The organism is Pseudazoarcus sp. NS36 (assembly GCF_059703705.1).
This window is the reverse complement of sequence record NZ_BAAKJA010000002.1, coordinates 316364-338062: the sequence shown is the minus strand read 5'-3', so window position 1 is coordinate 338062 and position 21699 is coordinate 316364. Positions and strand designations below refer to the sequence as shown.

General features: G+C 65.5%; 21 protein-coding genes and 1 tRNA gene. 5 read left to right on the top strand and 17 right to left on the bottom strand.

All coding sequences use genetic code 11. The annotated features are described in order from the left end of the window. Positions 1–53 precede the first annotated feature (53 nt). From ispH to tsaE, 7 genes are all read right to left on the bottom strand, one after another. Positions 54–992, bottom strand: a complete 939-nt coding sequence (gene ispH, locus AC6H0R_RS04735) for a 4-hydroxy-3-methylbut-2-enyl diphosphate reductase (RefSeq protein WP_497580186.1) — start codon at positions 990–992, stop codon at positions 54–56. 18 nt (positions 993–1010) lie between these two features. Further along, the gene (locus tag AC6H0R_RS04730; protein WP_497580185.1) at positions 1011–1442 is read right to left on the bottom strand and encodes an FKBP-type peptidyl-prolyl cis-trans isomerase; all 432 of its coding nucleotides are present in this window, start codon (positions 1440–1442) and stop codon (positions 1011–1013) included. Beyond that, a complete protein-coding gene (gene lspA / locus AC6H0R_RS04725) occupies positions 1439–1945 on the bottom strand; it encodes a signal peptidase II (RefSeq protein WP_497580184.1) in 507 nt (168 codons plus the stop codon). Before lspA ends, AC6H0R_RS04730 begins: the two co-directional genes overlap by 4 nt. Further along, positions 1938–4769, bottom strand: coding sequence for an isoleucine--tRNA ligase (gene ileS / locus AC6H0R_RS04720; protein ID WP_497580183.1), 2832 nt, complete (start codon positions 4767–4769; stop codon positions 1938–1940). The genes lspA and ileS overlap by 8 nt, the downstream gene beginning before the upstream one ends. 15 nt (positions 4770–4784) lie before the next feature. After that, positions 4785–5720, bottom strand: coding sequence for a bifunctional riboflavin kinase/FAD synthetase (locus AC6H0R_RS04715; protein ID WP_497580182.1), 936 nt, complete (start codon positions 5718–5720; stop codon positions 4785–4787). 63 nt (positions 5721–5783) lie between these two features. After that, complete coding sequence (locus AC6H0R_RS04710) at positions 5784–7100, bottom strand: N-acetylmuramoyl-L-alanine amidase (RefSeq protein ID WP_497580181.1); 1317 nt, start codon at positions 7098–7100, stop codon at positions 5784–5786. Next, on the bottom strand, positions 7055–7570 hold the full coding sequence (gene tsaE, locus AC6H0R_RS04705) for a tRNA (adenosine(37)-N6)-threonylcarbamoyltransferase complex ATPase subunit type 1 TsaE (protein ID WP_497580180.1): 516 nt from the start codon (positions 7568–7570) through the stop codon (positions 7055–7057). Before tsaE ends, AC6H0R_RS04710 begins: the two co-directional genes overlap by 46 nt. A gap of 12 nt (positions 7571–7582) precedes the next feature. Between tsaE and queG the strand changes: the two genes are divergently transcribed. After that, on the top strand, positions 7583–8638 hold the full coding sequence (gene queG, locus AC6H0R_RS04700; RefSeq protein WP_497580179.1) for a tRNA epoxyqueuosine(34) reductase QueG: 1056 nt from the start codon (positions 7583–7585) through the stop codon (positions 8636–8638). Position 8639: 1 nt separating this feature from the next. On the opposite strand, the gene tenA is transcribed toward queG, so the two are convergent. From tenA to ugpQ, 4 genes are all read right to left on the bottom strand, one after another. Further along, positions 8640–9305: a thiaminase II gene (tenA, locus tag AC6H0R_RS04695; protein ID WP_497580178.1), complete on the bottom strand. Its 666-nt coding sequence runs from the start codon at positions 9303–9305 to the stop codon at positions 8640–8642. Between the two features lie 84 nt (positions 9306–9389). Continuing rightward, positions 9390–9466: transfer RNA gene (locus AC6H0R_RS04690), tRNA-Pro, on the bottom strand. A gap of 17 nt (positions 9467–9483) precedes the next feature. Then, a complete protein-coding gene (locus AC6H0R_RS04685) occupies positions 9484–10452 on the bottom strand; it encodes a polyprenyl synthetase family protein (RefSeq protein WP_497580177.1) in 969 nt (322 codons plus the stop codon). Between the two features lie 55 nt (positions 10453–10507). Beyond that, on the bottom strand, positions 10508–11254 hold the full coding sequence (gene ugpQ / locus AC6H0R_RS04680) for a glycerophosphodiester phosphodiesterase (RefSeq protein ID WP_497580176.1): 747 nt from the start codon (positions 11252–11254) through the stop codon (positions 10508–10510). 90 nt (positions 11255–11344) lie between these two features. Here ugpQ and AC6H0R_RS04675 point away from each other — a divergent pair, with 90 nt between their 5' ends. Continuing rightward, positions 11345–11695, top strand: coding sequence for a hypothetical protein (locus AC6H0R_RS04675; protein WP_497580175.1), 351 nt, complete (start codon positions 11345–11347; stop codon positions 11693–11695). 3 nt (positions 11696–11698) lie between these two features. On the opposite strand, the gene AC6H0R_RS04670 is transcribed toward AC6H0R_RS04675, so the two are convergent. Then, the gene (locus AC6H0R_RS04670) at positions 11699–12736 is read right to left on the bottom strand and encodes an aldo/keto reductase (RefSeq protein ID WP_497580174.1); all 1038 of its coding nucleotides are present in this window, start codon (positions 12734–12736) and stop codon (positions 11699–11701) included. Between the two features lie 133 nt (positions 12737–12869). On the opposite strand from AC6H0R_RS04670, the gene rlmM reads away from it, so the two are divergent. The 3 genes from rlmM (at position 12870) to AC6H0R_RS04655 (ending at position 17022) form a co-directional block, all read left to right on the top strand. Continuing rightward, complete coding sequence (gene rlmM / locus AC6H0R_RS04665; protein WP_497580173.1) at positions 12870–13973, top strand: 23S rRNA (cytidine(2498)-2'-O)-methyltransferase RlmM; 1104 nt, start codon at positions 12870–12872, stop codon at positions 13971–13973. Positions 13974–14097: 124 nt separating this feature from the next. Further along, positions 14098–15558 carry a DEAD/DEAH box helicase gene (locus AC6H0R_RS04660; protein ID WP_497580172.1) on the top strand — a complete coding sequence of 487 codons (1461 nt, stop codon included), beginning with the start codon at positions 14098–14100 and terminating at the stop codon, positions 15556–15558. Between the two features lie 102 nt (positions 15559–15660). Further along, complete coding sequence (locus AC6H0R_RS04655) at positions 15661–17022, top strand: EAL domain-containing protein (RefSeq protein WP_497580171.1); 1362 nt, start codon at positions 15661–15663, stop codon at positions 17020–17022. On the opposite strand, the gene AC6H0R_RS04650 is transcribed toward AC6H0R_RS04655, so the two are convergent. The 5 genes from AC6H0R_RS04650 to glcF form a co-directional block, all read right to left on the bottom strand. Further along, entirely contained in the window at positions 17016–17330 is a 315-nt protein-coding gene (locus AC6H0R_RS04650; RefSeq protein ID WP_497580170.1) for a hypothetical protein, read from the bottom strand. The two genes, AC6H0R_RS04655 and AC6H0R_RS04650, sit on opposite strands and share 7 nt — an antisense overlap. Positions 17331–17442: 112 nt before the next feature. Next, positions 17443–18819, bottom strand: coding sequence for an NAD(P)(+) transhydrogenase (Re/Si-specific) subunit beta (locus tag AC6H0R_RS04645; protein WP_497580169.1), 1377 nt, complete (start codon positions 18817–18819; stop codon positions 17443–17445). Next, entirely contained in the window at positions 18816–19124 is a 309-nt protein-coding gene (locus AC6H0R_RS04640; RefSeq protein WP_497580168.1) for an NAD(P) transhydrogenase subunit alpha part 2, read from the bottom strand. Before AC6H0R_RS04640 ends, AC6H0R_RS04645 begins: the two co-directional genes overlap by 4 nt. A 12-nt stretch (positions 19125–19136) precedes the next feature. Beyond that, complete coding sequence (locus AC6H0R_RS04635; protein WP_497580167.1) at positions 19137–20273, bottom strand: NAD(P) transhydrogenase subunit alpha; 1137 nt, start codon at positions 20271–20273, stop codon at positions 19137–19139. 193 nt (positions 20274–20466) lie between these two features. Then, positions 20467–21699, bottom strand: coding sequence for a glycolate oxidase subunit GlcF (gene glcF / locus AC6H0R_RS04630; RefSeq protein ID WP_497580166.1), 1233 nt, complete (start codon positions 21697–21699; stop codon positions 20467–20469).

The following is a 21699-nucleotide window of genomic DNA, read 5'->3' as shown; positions in this document are numbered from 1 at the left end:
CGGAATAAAAAAGGGCCGCAATTCGCGGCCCTTTTCGTTTTGGTGCGCTTCTTTCAGGGCGTCTGCTGCAATTCCTTGGGCAGCGCGAACACCACCTTTTCCTGTACGCCGTCGAGCGTGCGTACGGTTGCAGCGCCCAGTGCGCGCACGCGCTCGATGACCGACTTGACCAGCACTTCCGGCGCCGAGGCGCCAGCCGTGATGCCGATGCGGCGCTTGCCTTCGAGCCAGCTCGGGTCGATGGCCTCGGCGTTCTCCACCAGCCAGGCCGGCACGCCGCGCAGTGCGGCGACCTCACGCAGACGGTTGGAGTTGGAACTGTTCGGCGAACCGACGACCAGCACCGCATCGACCTGCGGTGTCATGAACTTCACCGCGTCCTGGCGGTTCTGCGTGGCGTAGCAGATGTCGTCCTTGCGTGGCCCCTGGATGGCCGGGAAGCGCGCGCGCAGGGCGTCCACGATGCTGGCTGCGTCGTCCATTGACAGCGTGGTCTGGGTGACGAAGGCGAGCTGCGCGGGGTCGGCTACCTGCAGCGTGGCGACGTCCTCGGCCGATTCCACGAGGTGGATGCCGCCGGCGATCTGGCCCATCGTGCCTTCCACCTCGGGATGTCCGCGGTGACCGATCATGATGATCTCGCGCCCCAAGCCGTGCATGCGCATGACCTCGTTGTGCACTTTGGTGACCAGCGGGCAGGTGGCGTCGAACACCTTCAGTCCGCGGCGTTCGGCCTCGTCGCGTACGGCCTGGGGTACGCCGTGTGCACTGAAGATCACCGTGTTGCCCGCCGGGACCTCGTCGAGCTCTTCGACGAAGATCGCGCCCTTGGCGCGCAGGTCATCGACGACGAACTTGTTGTGCACCACTTCATGGCGCACGTAGATCGGTGCGCCGAGTTGCTCGAGCGCGCGCTCGACGATCTCGATGGCGCGCTCGACTCCGGCACAGAAGCCGCGTGGGCTGGCGAGGAGGATTTCGCGGTCGTTCATGAGCAGGCTCGCAATGCGTTAGAGCACACCGACAATGCGCACATCCACACGGATCTGCTTGCCGGCGAGCGGGTGGTTGAAGTCGATCAGGATCGCGTCGTCGTCGACCTGGGTGATCAGGCCCGAGTAACGCGAACCGTCCGGTGCGCTGAACTCCATGATGCTCATGGCTTCGACCACTTCGGTCGCCGGAAGGTGCTCGCGTTTGACGCGCTCGATCAGGTCGTCGCGGCGTACGCCGAAGGCCTGCTCCGGCTCAAGATCGAAGCTGTGCTCGGAGCCGGATTCCAGCCCGTCGAGCAGGCGCTCGATCTGCGGCAGCAGTTCGCCCGCGCCCAGCTGCAGGGTGGCCGGGTTGCCGTCGAAGGTGCTGATCAACGGCTGGCCGCCGGGCAGGGCGATGCGGTAGTGGAGGGTGACGAGGCTGTCAGGCGAGACTTGCTGGTTCATTTTGCAGTTTCCTTGGTGGAGCGGTGAGGCCGGAACTGCGACCACAGCATGAGCACGACACCGATGGTGATGGCCGAATCGGCCAGATTGAACGCCGGCCAGCCGTACTTGCCAACGTGAAAGTAGAGGAAGTCTACGACTGCGCCGTGCGCAATTCGATCGTAGATGTTGCCGACCGCGCCGCCAATGATGAGGCTGAAGGCCAGCGGCAGGGCGCGTTCGGCGCGGTGCTGCCACATCAGTGCGAGCAGCCAGCCGCAGATCACGACGCCGAGCACGACAAAGAACCAGCGCTGCCAGCCGGACTGGTCGGCCAGGAAGCTGAAGGCGGCGCCGGGGTTGTGCACCAGGATGAGCTTGAAGAAGTCGGTCACGGTGACCATCGAGCCCGAGCCCAGCCACTGCGTCATGGTCCACTTGGAGGCCTGGTCGGCGATGGCGACGAGCACGGCGAGCGCCATCCAGGCGGCAAAGCGGAGCTTCAAGCGCTGGCCGTCAGGCATGCGTGCGCACCTCGGGGGTGTCGGTCAGGTTGCCGTGGCAGCGGCCGCACAGCTCCGGGTGGTCGGCGATGGAGCCCACGTCTTCGCGATAGTGCCAGCAGCGTTCGCACTTGGTGTGGGCTGACGGCGTTGCGACGATGGACTGTTCGGCCTCGGCAGCCACACGTTCCAGCGTGGCGCCGGAGGTGATCATGACAAAGCGCAGGTCGTCGCCAAGGCCGTGCAGCGCATCGAAGCGCTCGCCGGCTGCGCGGATGTGAATGGTGGCCTGCAGCGAGGCACCGATGCTGCCGGCGGTACGCAGGTCTTCCAGCACCTTCTGCGCTTCGGCGCGCGCCTCGCGGATCAGTGTCCAGCGTGCGGTCAGGGCCTCGGCGTCGTCGATGGCAGGGATGTCGTGCCAGGTGTGGAACATCACGCTGTCGTCCGGGCCGTCACCGATCAGGGCGTGAATCTCTTCCGCCGTGAAGGACAGGATCGGTGCCATCAGGCGCGTCACGGCCTGCGTGATGTGCCACAGGGCGGTCTGTGCCGAGCGGCGCGCCAACGAATCGGGCTGCGTGGTGTACAGCCGGTCCTTGAGCACGTCGAGGTAGAAGGCGCCAAGGTCTTCGGATGCGTAGTTCTGCAGCGCCTGCACGATGCGGTGGAACTCGTAGCGCGCGTAGTCGCCGGTGATCTGCTGCTGCAGGCCCGCGAGATGGGCCAGCGCGTAGCGGTCGATGTCGAGCAGCTGATCCGGCGCCACGCCGTCTTTCGCAAAGTCGAAGTCCGAGGTGTTGGCGAGCAGGAAGCGCAGCGTGTTGCGCAGACGGCGGTAGGTCTCGACCACGCGGTCGAGGATTTCCTTGGAGATCGACAGTTCGCCCGAATAGTCCGTTGCGGCCAGCCACAGGCGCAGGATCTCGATGCCCAGCTTGTTGCCGATTTCCTGCGGCTCGATGCCGTTGCCGAGCGACTTGGACATCTTGCGGCCCTGCGCGTCGACAGTGAAGCCGTGCGTCAGCAGCGCGCGGTAGGGCGCTTGGCCGTCGATGGCGCAGCCGGTCAGTAGCGAGGAATGGAACCAGCCGCGATGCTGGTCCGAGCCTTCCAGGTACAGATCGGCCACCGGGCCGCCGTCGGTGCGGGCGAGTTCGGCGTGCGAGCCGCGCAGCACGTGCCAGTGCGTGGTGCCCGAGTCGAACCACACGTCCAGCGTGTCGCTGATCTTCTCGTACTGCGCTGCGTCCGCGCCGAGCAACTCGGCGGCGTCGAGATCGAACCAGGCGTCGATGCCCGATTGCTCGACGCGTTTGGCGACTTCCTCGATCAGCTCGACCGTGCGCGGGTGCAGTTCGCCGGTGGCGCGATGGATGAAGAACGGAATCGGCACGCCCCAGTTGCGCTGGCGCGAGATGCACCAGTCCGGGCGGTTGGCGATCATCGACGCCAGGCGAGCCTTGCCCCAGTCCGGGTAGAAGTCGGTGTTCTCGATGGCGGCCAGCGCGGACTCGCGCAGGCTCGGGCTACCGTCGGGCTTCAGATCCATGCCGACGAACCACTGCGCGGTGGCGCGGTAGATCACCGGGGTCTTGTGGCGCCAGCAGTGCATGTAGCTGTGCTGCACCTTGGCGTGCGAGAACAGTGCGCCGGCCTCATCAAGTTTTTCAGTGATGACCGGATTGGCCTTCCAGATGTGCAGGCCGCCGAACAATGGAAGGTCTTCGGCATATACCCCGTTGCTCTGAACCGGGTTGAGCACGTCTTCGACGGAGAAGCCGTTCTTCATGCAGGTCTGGAAGTCATCCACGCCATAGGCCGGCGCGCAATGCACGATGCCGGTGCCCGCATCGATGCCGACATACTCGGCTAACAGCACCGGGGAGGAGCGCTCATACAGCGGGTGGCGGAAGGCGATGCCGGCCAGGGCTGCACCAGCGCAGCTATGGTCGAAGTTACTGGTCGAGTCTTTGCGTGCGATTCCGAAGCGTTGCAGGCATTCTTCCTTCAGTTCGCTTGCAACCAGCACGCAGCCGCGGTCACGGGTTTCGACCAGCGAGTACAGATGTTCCGGGTGGACGTTCAGCGCTTGGTTGGCGGGGATGGTCCACGGCGTCGTGGTCCAGATGATCGCGTGAATCGGGCCGTCGGGCAGGTTCTCCATCCCCAGCGCAAGACGCAGGTTCTCGCGCTCGGAGTCGGGCAGTGGGAAACCGACGTCCACCGTCGGGCTGGTGCGATCCTGATATTCAACTTCCGCCTCGGCCAGTGCCGAGCCGCAGTCGAAACACCAGTTCACCGGCTTGAGGCCGCGATACACCCAGCCCTTCTTGACCATCTCGGCCAGCGCGCGGATTTCGCCGGCCTCGTTGCCGAAGTCCATGGTGCGGTAGGGACGGTTCCAGTCGCCGAGCACGCCGAGACGGATGAAACCCTGCTTCTGCGTTTCGACCTGGGTGGCGGCGAAGGCGCGCGAGAGCTTGCGCACTTCGGGGGCGGGCAGGTTCTTGCCGTGCTTTTTCTCGATCTGATGTTCGATCGGCAGGCCGTGGCAGTCCCAGCCCGGCACGTAGGGCGCGTCGAAGCCGGCCAGCGTCTTGGAGCGGACGATGATGTCCTTGAGGATCTTGTTCACCGCGTGGCCTAGGTGGATGTCACCGTTGGCATACGGCGGGCCGTCGTGCAGGACGAACTTGGGCCGGCCCTGTGCTTTCTCGCGGATGCGCTGATACAGGCGACGCGCCTGCCAGTCGGCGATCCACGCGGGCTCGCGCTGCGCGAGGTTGCCGCGCATCGGGAAGGGCGTATCCGTGAGGTTGAGCGTCTTGCGGTAGTCGGCCATGTTCTTTTTGCTGTGTCAGTCTTGAATGGGGTTGCGCGTAAACCATGTACGCGCGGCGTCTTCGTCGCGCCGGATCTGTTGTGTCAGTGCTTCGAGCGAATCGTAGCGTGCCTCATCGCGCAGCTTGTGCAGAAACTGCACGCGCAGATGAGCGCCGTAGCAGTCGCCCTGCCAGTCGAGCAGATGCACCTCGAGATTGGGCCTGTCGCCGCCCACCGTCGGCCGCGAACCGAGGTTGGCAATGCCGGCAGTACAGCCGGCACCCAGCCCTTCTACCCGTACTGCAAACACGCCCGACAGCGCAGGCTTGCTCATGCGCAACACGATGTTGGCGGTCGGGTAACCGATGCTGCGACCCAGCCGGCGACCCGAAACCACACGCCCGGAAATGCTGTAGGGCCTGCCGAGCAGTTCGGTCGCACGCTTCATCGCGCCACTGGCGAGTGCTTCGCGTACCGCCGAGCTCGATACGCGCACGGGCCCGTCGGCCAGCGTAGGCATGGCTTCGACCGCGAAGCCGAGCCGCGCGCCTTCGCGCTGCAGCAGCGCGAAATCGCCCTGGCGTTTTGCCCCGAAGCGGAAGTCGTCGCCGATGATCAGGTGGCGCACGCCCAGGCCACGTACCAGCACGTCCTCAATGAAGCGATCGGCATGCAGCGCGGCGAAACCGGCATTGAAACGGCACACATGCACGCGGTCGACGCCGTTTTGCGAGAGTTGCAGCAGCTTGTCGCGCAAGGAGGCCAGGCGAGCAGGGGCGGTCTGCGGCGAGAAGTACTCGCGCGGGTGCGGCTCGAAGGTCAGCACGGTAGCCGCAGCGCCGCATGCACGGGCGCTCGCGACGAGCATTTCGAGCAGGGCCTGGTGTCCGCGGTGAACGCCGTCGAAGTTGCCGATGGTGAGCACCGAGGGTTGCGCGGCGCGCTCCGGAATCCCTCGAAGAACCTGCATAAGCGCCTGAAAAAAGCCGCAATTATACGGCATCGGGGCGGCTTGCGCGCCCCGTCGGCGGGCTTACTCTGCGCGCGCTACGGTGGTGCGGCGGACTGGCGGATTGCTGGCGAAGTACTGGCGGATGCCGGACACGATGGCGTCGGCCATCTTGTCCTGATAGGCCTTGTCGTTGAGGCGGCGCTCTTCGTCCGGATTGCTGATGAAGGCGGTCTCCACCAGAATGGACGGCACGTCCGGCGAGCGCAGCACGGCAAAGCCGGCTTGTTCGACCTGAGGTTTGTGCAGACGGTTGATGCCGCCGATCTGCGACAGCACGGCCGAGGCCAGTTTGAGGCTGTCGTTGATCGTGGCGGTCTGCGACAGGTCGAGCAGGGTGCGTGCGAGATGGCCTTCCTGGCGTGCGATGTTCACGCCACCGATCAGGTCGGCCTCGTTTTCCTTCTGCGCGAGCCAGCGGGCGGCGGTGCTGCTGGCGCCGCGTTCGGACAGCACATACACCGAGCTGCCGTTGGCCTCCGGACGCGTGAAAGCGTCGGCATGCACCGAGACGAACAGATCGGCCTGCGCGCGCCGCGCGATGGATACGCGCTTGTACAACGGCACGAAGTAGTCGCCGTTGCGCGTCAGTACGGCCTGCATGTTGGGTTCTGCGTCGATCTTGCTCTTGAGGCGACGTGCGATCGACAGCGTCACGTTCTTCTCGTGCGAGCCGCGCCGGCCGATGGCGCCCGGGTCCTCGCCGCCATGGCCGGGATCGATGACGATGGTGAGGATGCGGTTTTCCACGGCGGCAGCGGTCTGTCCGCCATCGCCCGCCGTGACCGCTTCACCACCGCTCTCGCCGGAAGCGGCAGCGAGCGGAGAGCGCTTGTGGATCAGTGCAAGAATCGGGTCGACCGGCGATTCCGGGTACAGATCGACCACCAGGCGATGGCCGTAGCTCGCGATGGGGTTGAGCGCAAAGATCTGTGGCTTGATGCCGGTCTTGAGTTCGACCACCACGCGGACCACGCCCGGCCGGTTGACCGCGGCGCGGATGCGCGAGATCAGCGGGTCGGATTCGAGGACTTTCTCTGGCAGTGACTGCAGCACGCTGTTGAATTCGACGCCCTGGAGGTCGATCACCAGGCGCGCCGGATCGCTCAGCATCATCTGGCTGAACTCGATGCCGGCGGGGCCTTCAAGCGTGATGCGGGTGTATTCGGTGCCGGGCCATACGCGCACCGCGACGAGGCTGGAGGCGGCGGCAAAGCCGACCGGGCTGACCAGCAACGCCAGCGATGCGCCGGCGAAGCGCAGCAGCTCGCGCCGGCTGATGCCGGCCGGTGCCGTTACGGCAGGCGGGCTTGCAGGCTCGATAGCATGGTCTGGGCGCATCGTTGTCCGTTTTCCGTCAGTGCTACGACTTCAATGTCGCGGCCGGTATCGCGGACCGCGAGGCGCACTTCGATGTCTGCGCCGGCGACATGGGGGGCGGCCTTGTCGGGCCACTCCACGAGACAGGCACCCTGTCCCGCAAAATACTCGTCCAGCCCCGCTTCGAGAAATTCATCTGGCGTGCTGAAGCGATAAAAATCAAAGTGATATAAGTTTAATCTAGAAACAGTATAAGGTTCAATCAAGGTGTATGTAGGACTTTTTACCTTTCCGGCATGTCCCAGCGCCCGCAGGCAGCCGCGCACCAGGGTGGTCTTGCCTGCGCCGAGGTCGCCGATCAGGTACACCGCCAGTCCGGCCACGAGTCCTGTCGCCAATGCCGCGCCGGCTTGCTCGGTGTCCGCTTCGTCGCCCAGATGTGCGGCAAAGCGCGCGCCGCTATCATTCAGGACGTGAATATTTCCGATCATTCTGAAGCCTCCATGGAGTCTGGCGCTGCCGCAAATGCTGCGCTGGTGAAGCGCATCCGTGCGTGGGGCGGTGAGCTGGGTTTCGATTCCGTCGCCGTGACCGGCGTCGATCTGTCGGACGCCGAGCCGGGATTGGCCGCGTGGTTGGCCGCCGGTTTTCACGGCGAGATGGATTATATGGTCCGCCATGGCATGAAGCGGGCGCGGCCGGCCGAACTGCATCCGGGCACCGTTCGCGTGATCAGCGTGCGCATGAACTACTGGCCCGACGCGGCGGAGGCCGAGACGGCCCTTGCGGACCCGCAGCGTGCCTACGTTTCGCGGTACGCCCTGGGGCGGGACTACCACAAGCTGATGCGCGCACGTTTGCAGAAGCTGGCAGACCGTATTTCCGAAGCCGTGCCCCACGGATATCGGGTTTTCGTTGATTCGGCTCCGGTGCTGGAAGTCGAGCTGGCCACTCGCGCAGGGCTTGGCTGGCGCGGCAAGCACACGCTGCTGCTGAACCGCGAGGCGGGCTCCGCCTTCTTTCTCGGCGAGATCTTCACCGATCTTGCGTTGCCGGTCGATACGCCACAAACCGGTCACTGCGGCGACTGCACGGCCTGTATCACGGCCTGTCCGACCGGTGCCATCGTGGCGCCGTATCAGGTGGATGCACGGCGCTGCATTTCCTATCTGACCATCGAGTTGAAAGGGGCGATTCCCGAGCCGCTCAGGCCGATGATCGGCAATCGCATCTATGGCTGTGACGACTGCCAGCTGGTGTGTCCGTGGAACCGCTTCGCGCGCATCACCGATGAAGCCGATTTCGCGCCGCGCAACCGTCTTGACGAGGCCTCGCTGGTTGAACTGTTTGCGTGGTCGGAGGCGGATTTTCGTGAGCGCACGGCCGGCAGTGCCATCCACCGTATCGGCTTCGAGCGCTGGTCGCGCAATCTTGCCGTCGGTCTGGGCAATGCGCCGACCACGCCAGAGGTGCTGGCGGCCCTGCAGTCTCGCGCCGGAGACGCTTCGGCGCTGGTGCGCGAGCACGTCGCCTGGGCGCTGGCCTGTCACGCCGCCTGAATCAGTCGGCCAGGTCCAGCCCCATCTGCCAGAAATCCGCTTCCAGCCGGGTGGCCTCGCGGAAGATCGTTACCAGCTCTTCGAAGCGGCGCGCATCAATGCCGGCAAGACGTTCGTCCAGCCATTCGAGCTCGGCTTGCGCCGCCTGCTGGAATTCCGCGCCGGCATACATCTCGATCCATGATGCATAGGGGTTGCCGTTAACCACGGTGAAAGGCTGGGCTTTCAGCCAGGTGGCGATTTCAGCGTAGCCCAGCATGCACGGCGCGAGCGCGACATGCAGGTCGAGCACGTCGCCGCGGCTGCCGGCGTCCAGCACATACCGCGTGTAGGCCATGGTCGCACGGGCTTCCGGCAGGTCTGCCAGCGCACTTTCGGAAATGCCCCATTCGCGGCAATACGCAATGTGCAGGTCCAATTCGACATCAAGGATGGCCTTGAGCCCGTCTGCGCCGCGCCGCAGGTCGGCCAGGTCGCGGCTCTTGTAGGCGGCCAGCGCAAAGGCGCGGGCGAAGTGCAGCAGGAACAGGTAGTCCTGTTGCAGATAGTGACGGAAGGCGGGCGCCGGCAGTGTGCCGTCACCGAGACCGAGCACGAAGTCATGCTGGCAATAGGCGCGCCATTCTTCCGCGCAGCGTTTTCTAAGATCGTCGAATCCGAACGCCATGACCATTTCCTCCGCCACAAAGAAAAAAACCGCCGGGTAGGCGGTTTTCATAAAAGGGAATTTCGGGCATTCCCTCGGATGTAGTGGTCGGGGAAAGAGGATTCGAACCTCCGGCCCCTGCGTCCCGAACGCAGTGCTCTACCAGGCTGAGCTATTCCCCGACGTATCCGGCTTGCAGTCAATAATTTCGCTGAACTGCAAAGGAGGGCAATTCTAGCAGCGCTTTTGTGAAAACGGAAGCCGGTAGAGTGCGGATATTTTCGACGGCCAATTGTGCTTCCACACGCGCTGCTTCGCGCGCCGCATCGAGCGCTCCACAGGCGGTGATTGCGGTGAGCACATCCCCGAAGGCGTCGCGATTTCCGTGCTCGATGGCGTTGCGAACCAGGGCGGCCTGCTCGGGCGTGCCGCGCTCCATGGCGAGGATCAGCGGCAGCGTGGGTTTGCCTTCGGCCAGATCGTCGCCCAGATGCTTGCCGGTGGTGGCTTCCTCGGAAGAGTAGTCGAGCACGTCGTCGATGATCTGGAAGGCCGTGCCCAGATGCATGCCGTAGTCGCCAAGCGCGCGCTCGGTGGCTTCGTCTGCGCCGCCCAGAATGGCACCGAGTCGGGCCGAGGCTTCGAACAGCTTGGCGGTCTTGTAGCGGATGACCTTGAGGTAGGCGGCAACATCGACGTCGGCGTTGCCGCAGTTCATCAGTTGCAGGACCTCGCCTTCGGCAATGATGTTGGTGGCTTCCGACAGCACTTCCATCACATGCATGTTGCCGACGCCGACCATCATCTGGAAGGCGCGTGAGTAGAGAAAGTCGCCTACCAGCACCGAAGCGGCGTTGCCGAATTCGGCGTTGGCGGTGTTGCGCCCGCGACGCAGCTCGGACTCGTCCACGACGTCGTCGTGCAGCAGCGTGGCGGTGTGGATGAACTCGACCACCGCCGCGAGTTCGTGGTGGGCGGTGCCGCGGTAGCCGAAGGCGCCCGCCACCATCAACACCAGGGCTGGACGCAGCCGCTTGCCGCCGCTGCCGATGATGTATTCCGCGACCTGGCGCACGAGCACGACTTCCGAATGCAGGCGCTGGCGAATGACCTCGTCCACAGCGCGCATGTCAGCAGCGATCGGGTCGAGGAGTTGCTGGATGCTCACGGTGGCGGCCTGCGCGGAGAAAGGATGCGATGGTATTGGGCGGCGTCGTATGGCGTCAAGAACGCCCGCCGGGGGCTTGAATCAGGTCCGGGCGGTCCGTCACGACGGCGTTGGCGCCCCAGGCAAACAGTTGTGCAGCGCGTTGTGGATCGTTTTCGGTGTACAACACCAGCCACAGCCCGGCGCGGCGTACATTGGCCGCCTCGGTCTGCGAGATGTGGCGAGCGTTGGCGTGCAGTGATACGGCACCCAGGCGTGCGCAGCGTTGCTGCCAGTCGGCCGGTATGGCGTCGACCAGCAGGCCACGCGGCAGCTCGGGGGCAACGTCGCGCGCGGCGGCGAGGGCGAGCTCGGAAAACGATGAAATCAGCGGCGGCGGGTTTGTGCCCTGCCAGCAGTGCCGGGCTATTGCTGCAACGCGTGCGCCGCTGTGGCTGTCGCAGCCTCGCGGAGCCTTGATCTCGAGGTTGGCGGCCAGCCCCAGCGCGCGACATCGTTGCGCTGCGTCGAGCAGGCGGGGAATTCTGGCGTGGCGGAAGTGTTCGAAGCCCATTGAGGCGTCCAGCGTCGCCAGGCGTGCGTCGCTGATTTTGGCCATGCGGCCGCGGCCGTTGGTCGTGCGCTCAAGGGTTTCGTCATGCAGGAGGTGTGGCGTGTCGTCACCACTGAGCATCACGTCGAATTCGACTCCTGTGCCGAAGCGGACGGCGATTTCCAATGCCTCCAGCGTGTTCTCCGGGGCCAGACTGCCGCCGCAGCGGTGTGCGAACACCTGCGGCCAGGGCCACTTTGCCGTGCTCATGTGAGCAGCCTGCACAAGAATGTGCAAACTGGCTTCAAGATTGCGCAGCCGCGGCCGTAAATGCCTTCAGGAGCCAAGACGATTTTCCCCATGTCACTGCGAACCCGACTGATCCTGTTGCTGTGCATGCCGCTACTTTCAAGTTGCGACATGCTTTATGACGTTCTAGACATCCCCGATCCGCAGGCGCGTGCTGCCGCGGCGGAGGCCGAAGGGCGCGCGATCGGCGGCGGTTGCCGTCATTCGGGGCGTTCACTCGAAGACTGCTACGCCATGAACCCGCAGATGTCCAAGTCTGCCGTGTTTGCCGGCTGGCGCGAGATGAACGACTACATGATCGCAAACAACCTCCCCGAAGTGCCGTCCCAGATCGTGCCGCCGGGCATGCGCGCGATGCCCACGTTGCCGCAGGCGACCCTGCCGCAGACGCCTCCGCCCTGATTCTCAGGGTGCCGGGTTGGGGTGGTGGCGGTGAATGGCGTCGATCGCGGCCTGCAGGTCCGGATCGGGACAGTATTTCCACGCCGCCAGGTTTTCCTCCAGCTGTCGCAGCGAAGTGGCACCGATGACGGTGCTGGTCACGCACCAGCGGTGATACACGAAGGACAGCGCCAGCGTTGCCGGCGAGATGCCGCGGCTGCGCGCCAGTTCGGCATACGCTTCGACCGCCGGTCGAACGCCCTCGCCCGCATAGCGCCGGCCGAAGCTCGGAAAGCGCGCTATACGCGAACCGGCCGGCGGCAGATTCAGATATTTGCCCGAAAGATGCCCGAACCCCAAGGGTGAGTAGGCCAGCAGGCCGACATGCTCACGGTGGCACAGCTCGGCCAGACCGTAGTCGTACACGCGGCTGATCAGGTTGTAGACGTTCTGCACCGATGCAATGCGCGGCAGGCCGTGCATTTCGGCCAGGCGCAGGAACTGCATGACGCCCCAGGGGTGTTCGTTGGAGAGCCCGATGTGACGCACGAGGCCTTCCTCGACCAGCGCGGCGAGCGCGTCAAGCTGTTCACGAATCGGCGTGGCGTCGTGTTCGGCCATCGGGTCGTACTGCCAGCCACCGAACATCGGCTGGTTGCGCGCAGGCCAATGGAGTTGATAGAGGTCGATGTAGTCGGTGCCGAGGCGTTCCAGGCTGCCCTCGACGGCGGCGCGGATGTTCTCGCCATCGAGCGATAGCGGCCCACCACGAATCCAGCCCAGACCCCGGTTGGGGCCGGCCGCCTTGGTCGAGATCACCAGCAGCTCGCGTTTCTGGCGCGCCAGCCACTGGCCGAGAATGCGTTCGGACTGTCCGCTGGTTTCGCGGCGTGACGGCACCGGATACATCTCCGCCGTATCGAAGAAGTTGATGCCGGCGGCCAGCGCGCGGTCGAGCTGGTCGTGGGCTTCGGCAGCGCTGTTCTGTTCGCCGAAGGTCATCGTGCCGAGGCACAGGGCCGACACTTCAAGCGGGCTGTCGCCGAGGCGGCGATACTCCATGCGGGGCTCCTTTCAAACGGCGGCGGATCAACGCCGATTTGGCCGGGCTTCGGCCGCAACGTATCATCCGCGAACTTCGGGTGTGTTCTCGAAACACGCCCCCGGATCATACACATCACCCCGAGCCCCTCCGATGAAGCAAGACGATCAGCCCGATAGCCCGCAGCAAGCCCTCGCCTGGGGGCTGATCGCGCTGTGCCGCGCCGGCTTCGAGAAGGAGCTGGCTGCCGAGCTGGACGCCTTTGCGCGCGAGCTGGGCATGGATGGCTTCGTCCGGGCGAAGGATGGCGCGGGTTTCGTTGTCTTCGAGAATCACGAAGGTGTGCCGCTCGAAGATCTGCTGCCGCACTGTGAATGGCAGTCGCTGGTGTTTGCGCGCAATCTCATGCCGTGGCTCGCGCGTGTCGATGATCTGCCCGAATCAGACCGTGCGACGCCCATCGTCGACGCCGTGAAGCAGGCCGGCCAGCGCTTTTCGACGGTACTGCTGGAGCATCCGGACAGCGACGAGGCGCGTCCGCTATCGGGCTTCTGTCGCCGTTTTGCCGAGCCGCTGATCAAGCGCCTGTCCACCAAGGGGGCGATCCGCAGCAGCCGCAAGCACCTGCCCGAACTGCATGTGCTGTTCACCGACGCCACCACCGCCTGGGTCGGCGCGTCTGCGCCGGGCAAGGCTGCGCCGTGGCCGATGGGGATTGCCCGCCTGCGCATGCCGCACGAGGCCGGCAGCCGCTCGACGCTGAAACTGGCCGAAGCCATCCTCGGCATGCTCACCGAAGAAGAGCGCACGGTCGCCATGCGCGCCGGCATGCGTGCCGTCGACCTCGGTGCGGCGCCCGGCGGCTGGACCTGGCAACTGGCCTATCGTGGCTTGCGCGTGACGGCCATCGACAACGGTGCGATGGCGCCGTCGGTAATGGCCACCGAGATGGTCGAGCATCTGCGCGCCGACGGCTTTACCTGGCGTCCGCAGCGTGCGGTCGACTGGCTGGTGTGCGACATGGTTGAGCAGCCCTCACGCATTGCCTCGCTGATGGCCGAGTGGATCGCCATGGGGCGTGCACGCCACGCCATCTTCAACCTCAAATTGCCGATGAAACGGCGTCTGGATGCGGTCGAGCAGTGCCGCACGCTGATCCATAAACGCCTGGCCACCGTGGGTTCCTACGACCTGCGCATCAAGCACCTGTATCACGATCGCGAAGAGGTTACGGCCTACCTGACGCTGGTGCGCTGAGCCGCTTCGCACCGTTCGGAAGGGCTTGAGGCGAAAAGGAAAGCGCTTGTCCGAGCGTGTATAATCGCGCTTTTGTTGCGCATTCGCGCTCACGCGGCTTTCGCCGACAGGACAACCACCAACCATGAGCTTCGCCGATCTCGGGCTTTCGCCCGAGCTGCAACGCGCCGTCGCCGAAACCGGCTACACCGAACCCACGCCGATCCAGCAACAGGCCATTCCCATCGTCCTGCAGGGCTTGGACGTCATGGGCGCGGCCCAGACCGGTACCGGCAAGACCGCCGGCTTCACGCTGCCGCTGATCCAGCGCTTGTCCCGCCACGCCAGCACTTCGACCAGCCCCGCACGCCACCCCGTGCGTGCGCTGGTCCTCGCGCCGACGCGCGAACTGGCCGTGCAGGTGCACGAGTCGGTGCAGACCTACGGCAAGTACATTGCGCTGCGTTCCATCTGCATTTACGGCGGCGTGGACATGCGCGCCCAGGTCGAAGAGCTGCGCAAGGGCGTCGAGATTGTCGTCGCCACGCCGGGCCGCCTGCTGGATCACGTGCAGCAGAAAACCATCCAGCTCGGTCAGGTCGAGATGCTGGTGCTCGACGAAGCTGACCGCATGCTCGACATGGGCTTCATTCCCGACATCCGGCGCATTCTCGATCTGCTGCCCGAGGCGCGGCAGAGCCTGCTGTTCTCCGCGACCTTCTCGGACGAGATCAAGAAGCTCGCCGACCGCATGCTGAAAAACCCGCAGCTGGTCGAAGTGGCACGCCGCAACATGGTGTCCGACACAATCACCCACCGTGTGCATCCGGTGTCGTCCGGGCTCAAGCGCAACCTGTTGGCTCACCTGCTGCGCCATGCGCCGGATGAGCAGGCGCTGATCTTCGTCGACACCAAGATGCTGTGCGGCCGTCTGGCCCACTATCTGGCGCGCCAGGGCATCTCGGCCGATGCCATTCACGGCGACAAGAGCCAGGGTCAGCGCACCGAGACGCTGGAAGCCTTCAAGGCCGGCACGCTGCGTGTACTGGTGGCCACTGACGTCGCCGCGCGCGGGCTGGATGTCGATGACCTGCCGCTGGTCATCAACTTCGAACTGCCGCATACCGCCGAAGACTACGTGCACCGCATCGGCCGTACCGGCCGCGCCGGCCGCCAGGGCAACGCCATTTCGCTGGTGTGTGCCGAAGAGAAGGGGCGTCTGGCCGAGATTCAGAAGCTGATCAAGCTCGATATTCCACAAGAAGTCGTGGCGGGCTTTGATCCCGAGCCGGATTACGACGAAGCCGGCACCCACCGACGCAAGCACCGTGAAACCGCGGGTGACAAGCGCCCGGCCGCGCCAGCCCCCGTAGCTCAGGCAGCCCCTGCGGCCGCGCAGGCGCCGAAGCGCGAGAACAACGAGAAGCGCTCGAGCGGCAATCGTCGCGGTGGCAGCAAGATTGCCGCGGACGGTTTTGATTTCAGCAAGCCCTACGCAGCTCCTGCGTCGGCTGCCGACGGCAGCGCGGCGAACAAGGCGGGTGAGTCGCCGCGTCGCGACAAGCGCCCGGTAGCGGTGCTGTTGGGCGGTCTCGGCCGCAAATAAGGCCTCTTTCGGCGCTTTTTCGGCCGAAGGGCTGCGCTGGCGGCGCGTATTCTGGGCATCTTGAGCGGCATCCGCCGCAGCCCGGAGAACACGGCTACCGCCATGCCACCGATTGCTCCCCAGCCCCCGCGGCCCGATGTGCCGCGCGAGCCCTTCGTTGCTGATTTTTCCGAGGGGCTTGAAACCGGTCTGTATCTGGCCCTGCTCGAACTCATCGACGAGGGCCTGATCATTACCGGCGATGAAACCATGATCGACGCCAACAGCGCCGCCTGCCGGCTGCTGGAGCGTGATTATCGGCAGATCGTCGGCAAGCCCCTGTCCGAACTCTTTCCGAACGAACGCGCCTTTCTGGAGGCGCGCGACCGTCTGCTCATCCAGGGCGAGATGCGCGGCAGCATCCAGGTTGCGCTGCCGGGCGGGCGTCGTCGTGACATGCGCTTCATTGCCGCAGCGCGTCTGCGCCCGGGCATGCATGCGCTGATCCTGAGTCCCGATATCGTTGCCGAAGCCTATGGCCGGGAGCATGCCGGCGGCGAAGACCGCGTATGGCCGCGTCTGGCTGCCGCGATCTCGCAGGTGCTGGTGGTGGTCGACGAGGGAGATCGCATTCAGGCCTTGAACGCGCTGGCCCGCAGCGAACTGGGCACCGGCGGCGGTGACGTTGTTGGCCGTCGCATCGACGAAGTCATCGAGGTGCACTGGCCCGAGTCACATGAGGCGCCGGTCGCGCTGCTTGCCGGCCGGCGCGCGCGCGTGCTGCCCGGGCCGCGCAGCGGCTGGAAGCTGTTGCTGGTCGAGGTGGATCAGGCAGGGGAGGCGGTGGCGTCCGTAACGGCGCCCGCAGTCATCGAGCCGGCCTACGAGTCCGTGGTGGACGTGCGCAGCGGAGAGCGGCTGGCCACCGCGCTCGTGCTGCCTTCGGTCGAGCGGCGGCTGGATGCCGAGGCGGCCGTATCGCTGGATGGGCGGGTTCTGCAAAGCGCGCTCGAACAGCTCGCCCAGGCGCGCGCCGCGCGCGCGTGCGTAACCATGCGGAGTGCGCCGGATGCCGCCATGGTGGCGCGGGTGCGCGCCGAGTTGATGCGCAGTGCAGTGCCGGCCACGGCGCTGGAACTGGGCTTTGACGCGGTCTCTCTCGCGCTGGCAGGCGAAGAGGGTGATGTCGCACTCGATGCCTTGCGCGCGCTGGGTGTGCGCATCGCGCTGGATGACGTCGGCGCCGGGCCGTTGGCGCTCGCGCAACTGGCGGCGGGGCGCATCGATGTTGTGAGGATCTCATCGGAACTGGTACGCGCGCTCGCGCATGACGAGCACGCCGAAACGCTGATCGAGACGGTTGCCGGTCTGGCAGCCGGTTTTCGTGCAGACGTTCGGGTGTGTGGCATCCGCAGTGCCGCCGAGAGTGATTTTCTCGCCGCGCTGGGCTGCTCGCTGCAACAAGGCCCGCTGTTCGATCAGTAGTCCAGCAGTGTCCTGCAGTCTTCCGGGCGGCCGGTCTGGCGGCTGAACAGAGCCAGTCGCTCGTTCACGAACTGGTCCGGAATCTTCTCGTCGGCACAGTATTCGCGCAGCAGCATGGCCTGCGTTGCGTACTGCACTTCGCGCACCGTCTGGGCAATGGCCGGCATCGGGTAGCTATAGGGTTTGCCGCCGGCCTTGCGGGCATCTGGCAGTGGTTCGTCTGGCGCGGCCGGATCCGGCGTCTGTGCCCCGAGGGCGGTCGCGAAGAACGCAAGCGCGAGCAGCAGGATGGTGCGTGGGGTGTTCATGCAGGGATTAACGGCAGCATTGGGCATGTCCTGAATCATCGACCACGCTGCCCCCAAAAACAAACGGCGCACCCTCGGGTGCGCCGTTTGGCGTTTCAGGCAAAGGCTGCTATCAGCCCAGGGCCTTGATCTGCGTCGTGATCTCGGCCACGGCTTCCTGCGCGCTGCCGTAGAGCATGTTGCAGTTCTCCTTGAAGAACAGCGCGTTCTCGATGCCCGAGTAGCCTGCGCCGCGACCACGCTTGATGACGATCACGTCGCGCGCCATGTCGGCGTTGAGGATCGGCATGCCGTAGATCGGGCTGGTCTTGTCGGTGCGCGCGACGGGGTTGACCACGTCGTTGGCGCCGATCACCAGGGCCACGTCGGCTTGGGCGAACTCATCGTTGATCTCGTCCAGATCGAAGATCTTGTCGTACGGCACACCGGCCTCGGCCAGCAGCACGTTCATGTGGCCCGGCATGCGGCCCGCCACCGGGTGGATGGCGAACTTCACTTCGATGCCGGCTTCTTCGAGCAGCTTGGACATCTCCCAGACCTTGTGCTGCGCGCCGGCCACGGCCATGCCGTAACCCGGCACGATGATGACCTTGTTGCCGTAGCGCATCAGCGAGGCAGCGTCCATGGCGGACACTTCGCGCATCGTGCCCTGCGGGCCTTCCGCGCCCTCGGCGGCAGCGCCGGTGATCGGGGAGAAGATGATGTTGCGGATCGGGCGGTTCATGGCCTTGGCCATCAGCTGCGTCAGCAGCATGCCCGAGGCGCCCACCACGATACCCGCGACGATCAGCGCCGGAATGCCCAGCACGAAGCCCTTGAAGCCCACGGCCAGACCGGTGAAGGCGTTCAGCAGCGAGATCACCACCGGCATGTCGGCGCCGCCGATCGGCAGCACCAGCACCACGCCCAGCGCTAGCGCCAGCACGAAGAACAGGAACACGCCGAACAGCGAGGGCTCTTCCGAGTAGCCCACCGTCAGGCCGAGGCCGAAGGTGAACAGCGTCAGGAAGAAGTTGATGGTGTTCTGCTGCGGCAGGCGGATGGCCTTGTTCATCAGACCCTGCAGCTTGGCAAACGCCACGCAGGAACCGGAGAAGGCTACCGAGCCGATGATGGCGCCGAGCACCATCAGCGTGGACACCATGGCCGTGTGGTCGGCGCCGCGGATCAGTTCGATGGCCGCGATGCCGGCGGCTGCGCCGCCGCCCATGCCGTTGTAGATGGCAACCATCTGCGGCATGTCGGTCATCTTGACGATCTTGCCCGACCACCAGGCCGCGCTACCGCCGATGACGATGGCGAGCACCATCAGGCCGATGTTCTGCAGGCCCGGGACGAAGAAGGTGACGACGGTGGCCGCGATCATCGCGAAGCCGGCCCAGACGATGCCACGGCGCGCCGTGACCGGCGAACTCATGGCCTTCAGGCCGATGATGAAGACCACCGCGACGACGAAGTAGGCAGTGCTGACAAGCCAGTTGGAAGTCATTTGGCGCCCCCTTCTTTCTTCTTCTCGCCGACCTTGAACATGGCAAGCATGCGCTCGGTGACGATGTAGCCGCCGGCCGCGTTGGCCGCACCGAGCAGCACCGCGAAGAAGCCGATGGCCAGTTGCAGCGGGTCGCTGGGGTCAGCATGGCCGAGCGCGATCATCGCGCCGACCAGCACCACGCCGTGCACGAAGTTCGAGCCCGACATCAGGGGGGTGTGCAGGATCACCGGCACACGCGAGATCACCTCGTAGCCCGTGAAGGCCGCGAGCATGAAGACATACAGAGCGGTAAAGCCGTCCATTCCGTTGCTTCCTTATTCTGCGTTCTGGATGCCGAGCGCGTCGCGCACGCCGGCATGGCGGACCGCGCCCTCATGGACGAGGCAGGCGCCGCTCATGACTTCGTCTTCCCAGTCGAGCGACAGCACGCCGTCCTTGATGAACGGGCTGATGAAGTTGAAGAGGTTCTTGGCGAACATCTCCGACGCATGCACCGGCATGCGGCTGGTGATGTTGGTCGGGCCGACGATGAGCACGCCGCCGACTTTCACTTCCTTGCCGGCTTCGGTGCCCTCGACGTTGCCGCCGCCTTCGGCAGCCAGGTCGACCACGACTGCGCCTTCCTTCATGGCCGCAACCATGGCCTTGGTCACGATCACTGGGGCCTTGCGGCCCGGTACGGCAGCGGTGGTGATCAGCACGTCGCACTGGGCGATGGCGCGGCCGAGTTTCTCGGCTTGCTGCGCCTTTTCCTCGGCGGTCAGTTCGCGCGCGTAGCCGCCTTCACCAACGGCATTGACGCCGGTGTCGACGAACTTGGCACCGAGCGATTCGATCTGCTCACGCGTTTCGGGGCGCACGTCATAGCCTTCGACCATGGCACCCAGACGGCGCGCCGTGGCGATGGCCTGCAGGCCGGCCACCCCGGCACCGATGACGAGCACGCGCGACGGACGGATCGAACCGGCCGCGTAGGTCAGCATCGGGAAGAACTTGGGGCTGTGGTTGGCCGCGATCAGCGCGCATGCGTAGCCGGCCACGGCGGCCTGCGAGGACAGGATGTCCATGCTCTGCGCCCGCGAGATGCGCGGAAGCAGTTCGAGCGCGAAAGCCGTGCCGCCATGCTTGGCATAGGCCTGAACGCGCTTGACGTCCGCCCACGGCGACAGCATGCCGAGCAAGACCGCGCCGGCCTTCATCTTGTTTACCAGCTTGGTGGCCGGCGGTTGTACGCACAGCACCACGTCGGCTTGTGCATAGACTTCTTCCGCGCTGTCGACGAAGTCGACATCGCCCAGGGCTTCATCGGGGTAGTGCGCCTGCACGCCCGCGCCACGCTGGACGAGGACGCGCGCGCCGAGGCCCGCGTATTTTTTGACCACATCAGGCACCACCGGGAGGCGTCGCTCCCCGGAAACTGCCTCTGCAGCCACGCCGATTACCAGTGGCATCCGAGATTCTCCATCAGGTCATTCGTTCGAATTGTGTATCCCGCCGCCGCAAAGCTTGGTGTGGCGGGGCGCCGGACCGAGCCGGGCGGCCGCTGTTGGCGGTGCGCGGGCGAATTCCGGGCAAGACAGGACCCGGCATGATACCGATTACACCCCCGTCGTCACAAGTCGGCAGGTGTCCAGATCGGCGGTTTCACGCGCTCAGTCGTTCGTCCACGTACTCGATCCAGTGGCGCACCGGCACGCTGCTGGCCGGGTCCAGATGCGTCAGACAGCCGATGTTGGCCGAGGCGATGGCGGTGGCGCCATGCTCGGTCAGCGCAGCGAGCTTGTTGTCCCGCAGGCGATGCGACAACTCCGGCTGCAGCAGCGAGTAGGTGCCGGCCGAGCCGCAGCACAGATGGCCGTCGCGCACCGGCACCAGCTCGAAGCCGGCGGCGGTCAGGATGGATTCGATCACGCCGCGGATCTGCTGACCATGCTGCAGTGTGCACGGCGCATGGAAAGCCAGCTTGCCCGCGTTGCTGCGCTTGCCGAGCACCTGCCGCAGCAAATCGTGCTCGGCTGCCACGATTTCACCGATGTCGCGCGTCAGTTCGGAGATGCGGGCTGCCTTGTCGGCATAAGCCGCATCGTCGGCCAGCAGATGGCCGTAATCACGCACCTGCACGCCGCAACCGGAGGCCGTCATCACGATGGCTTCGATCTCGCCGCGCGCCACCGCCGGCCACCAGGCGTCGATGTTGCGGCGCGCATCCGTTTTCGCGCCATCGTGGTCGTCGAGGTGCTGGCGCAGCGCGCCGCAGCAACCCGCGCCGGCCTGTTCGACCATCGAGATGCCGAGCGCGTCGAGCACGCGCGCGGCGGCGGCATTGATGGACGGCGCCATTGCGGGCTGTACGCAGCCCGCCAGCGCGATGACGCGGCGGGTGTGGCGCGGCGCCGGCCAGGCGCCGGCCGGGCGTGCTTCCGGGACTTTCTCCTTGAGCGCAGCCGGCAGCATCCCGCGCACCATGCGTCCGGCTTTCATCGCGGTGCCGAACAGCGCCGTGCGCGGCACAAAGGATTTCAGCGCCCAGCGCAGCAGTCGGTCGCGGCCCGTGCGCGGTACGCGCTGCGACACCACGTGACGGCCGATGTCGACCAGGCGACCGTATTCCACGCCCGAAGGGCAGGTGGTTTCGCAGGCGCGGCAGGTCAGGCAGCGATCCAGATGCAGCTGCGTGCGCGTGGTCGGCTCGGCACCTTCGAGCACCTGCTTGATCAGGTAGATGCGCCCGCGCGGTCCGTCCAGCTCGTCGCCGAGCAGCTGGTAGGTCGGACAGGTTGCGGTACAGAAGCCGCAGTGCACGCATTTGCGCAGGATGGCGTCGGCCTCCTGGCCCTCGCGCGTGTCGCGGATGAAATCGGCAAGCTGGGTCTGCAT

Bases quoted from the DNA above. Each gene is read 5' to 3' on its own strand.
- ugpQ (WP_497580176.1), bottom strand. From the start codon at position 11,254: ATGAGCACGGCAAAGTGGCCCTGGCCGCAGGTGTTCGCACACCGCTGC.
- AC6H0R_RS04715 (WP_497580182.1), bottom strand. From the start codon at position 5,720: ATGCAGGTTCTTCGAGGGATTCCGGAGCGCGCCGCGCAACCCTCGGTG.
- AC6H0R_RS04730 (WP_497580185.1), bottom strand. From the start codon at position 1,442: ATGAACCAGCAAGTCTCGCCTGACAGCCTCGTCACCCTCCACTACCGC.
- tenA (WP_497580178.1), bottom strand. From the start codon at position 9,305: ATGGCGTTCGGATTCGACGATCTTAGAAAACGCTGCGCGGAAGAATGG.
- rlmM (WP_497580173.1), top strand. From the start codon at position 12,870: ATGAAGCAAGACGATCAGCCCGATAGCCCGCAGCAAGCCCTCGCCTGG.
- AC6H0R_RS04675 (WP_497580175.1), top strand. From the start codon at position 11,345: ATGTCACTGCGAACCCGACTGATCCTGTTGCTGTGCATGCCGCTACTT.
- AC6H0R_RS04640 (WP_497580168.1), bottom strand. From the start codon at position 19,124: ATGGACGGCTTTACCGCTCTGTATGTCTTCATGCTCGCGGCCTTCACG.
- AC6H0R_RS04710 (WP_497580181.1), bottom strand. From the start codon at position 7,100: ATGCGCCCAGACCATGCTATCGAGCCTGCAAGCCCGCCTGCCGTAACG.
- AC6H0R_RS04655 (WP_497580171.1), top strand. From the start codon at position 15,661: ATGCCACCGATTGCTCCCCAGCCCCCGCGGCCCGATGTGCCGCGCGAG.
- AC6H0R_RS04660 (WP_497580172.1), top strand. From the start codon at position 14,098: ATGAGCTTCGCCGATCTCGGGCTTTCGCCCGAGCTGCAACGCGCCGTC.
- tsaE (WP_497580180.1), bottom strand. From the start codon at position 7,570: ATGATCGGAAATATTCACGTCCTGAATGATAGCGGCGCGCGCTTTGCC.
- glcF (WP_497580166.1), bottom strand. From the start codon at position 21,699: ATGCAGACCCAGCTTGCCGATTTCATCCGCGACACGCGCGAGGGCCAG.
- queG (WP_497580179.1), top strand. From the start codon at position 7,583: ATGGAGTCTGGCGCTGCCGCAAATGCTGCGCTGGTGAAGCGCATCCGT.
- lspA (WP_497580184.1), bottom strand. From the start codon at position 1,945: ATGCCTGACGGCCAGCGCTTGAAGCTCCGCTTTGCCGCCTGGATGGCG.
- AC6H0R_RS04650 (WP_497580170.1), bottom strand. From the start codon at position 17,330: ATGAACACCCCACGCACCATCCTGCTGCTCGCGCTTGCGTTCTTCGCG.
- ispH (WP_497580186.1), bottom strand. From the start codon at position 992: ATGAACGACCGCGAAATCCTCCTCGCCAGCCCACGCGGCTTCTGTGCC.
- AC6H0R_RS04645 (WP_497580169.1), bottom strand. From the start codon at position 18,819: ATGACTTCCAACTGGCTTGTCAGCACTGCCTACTTCGTCGTCGCGGTG.
- ileS (WP_497580183.1), bottom strand. From the start codon at position 4,769: ATGGCCGACTACCGCAAGACGCTCAACCTCACGGATACGCCCTTCCCG.
- AC6H0R_RS04670 (WP_497580174.1), bottom strand. From the start codon at position 12,736: ATGGAGTATCGCCGCCTCGGCGACAGCCCGCTTGAAGTGTCGGCCCTG.
- AC6H0R_RS04635 (WP_497580167.1), bottom strand. From the start codon at position 20,273: ATGCCACTGGTAATCGGCGTGGCTGCAGAGGCAGTTTCCGGGGAGCGA.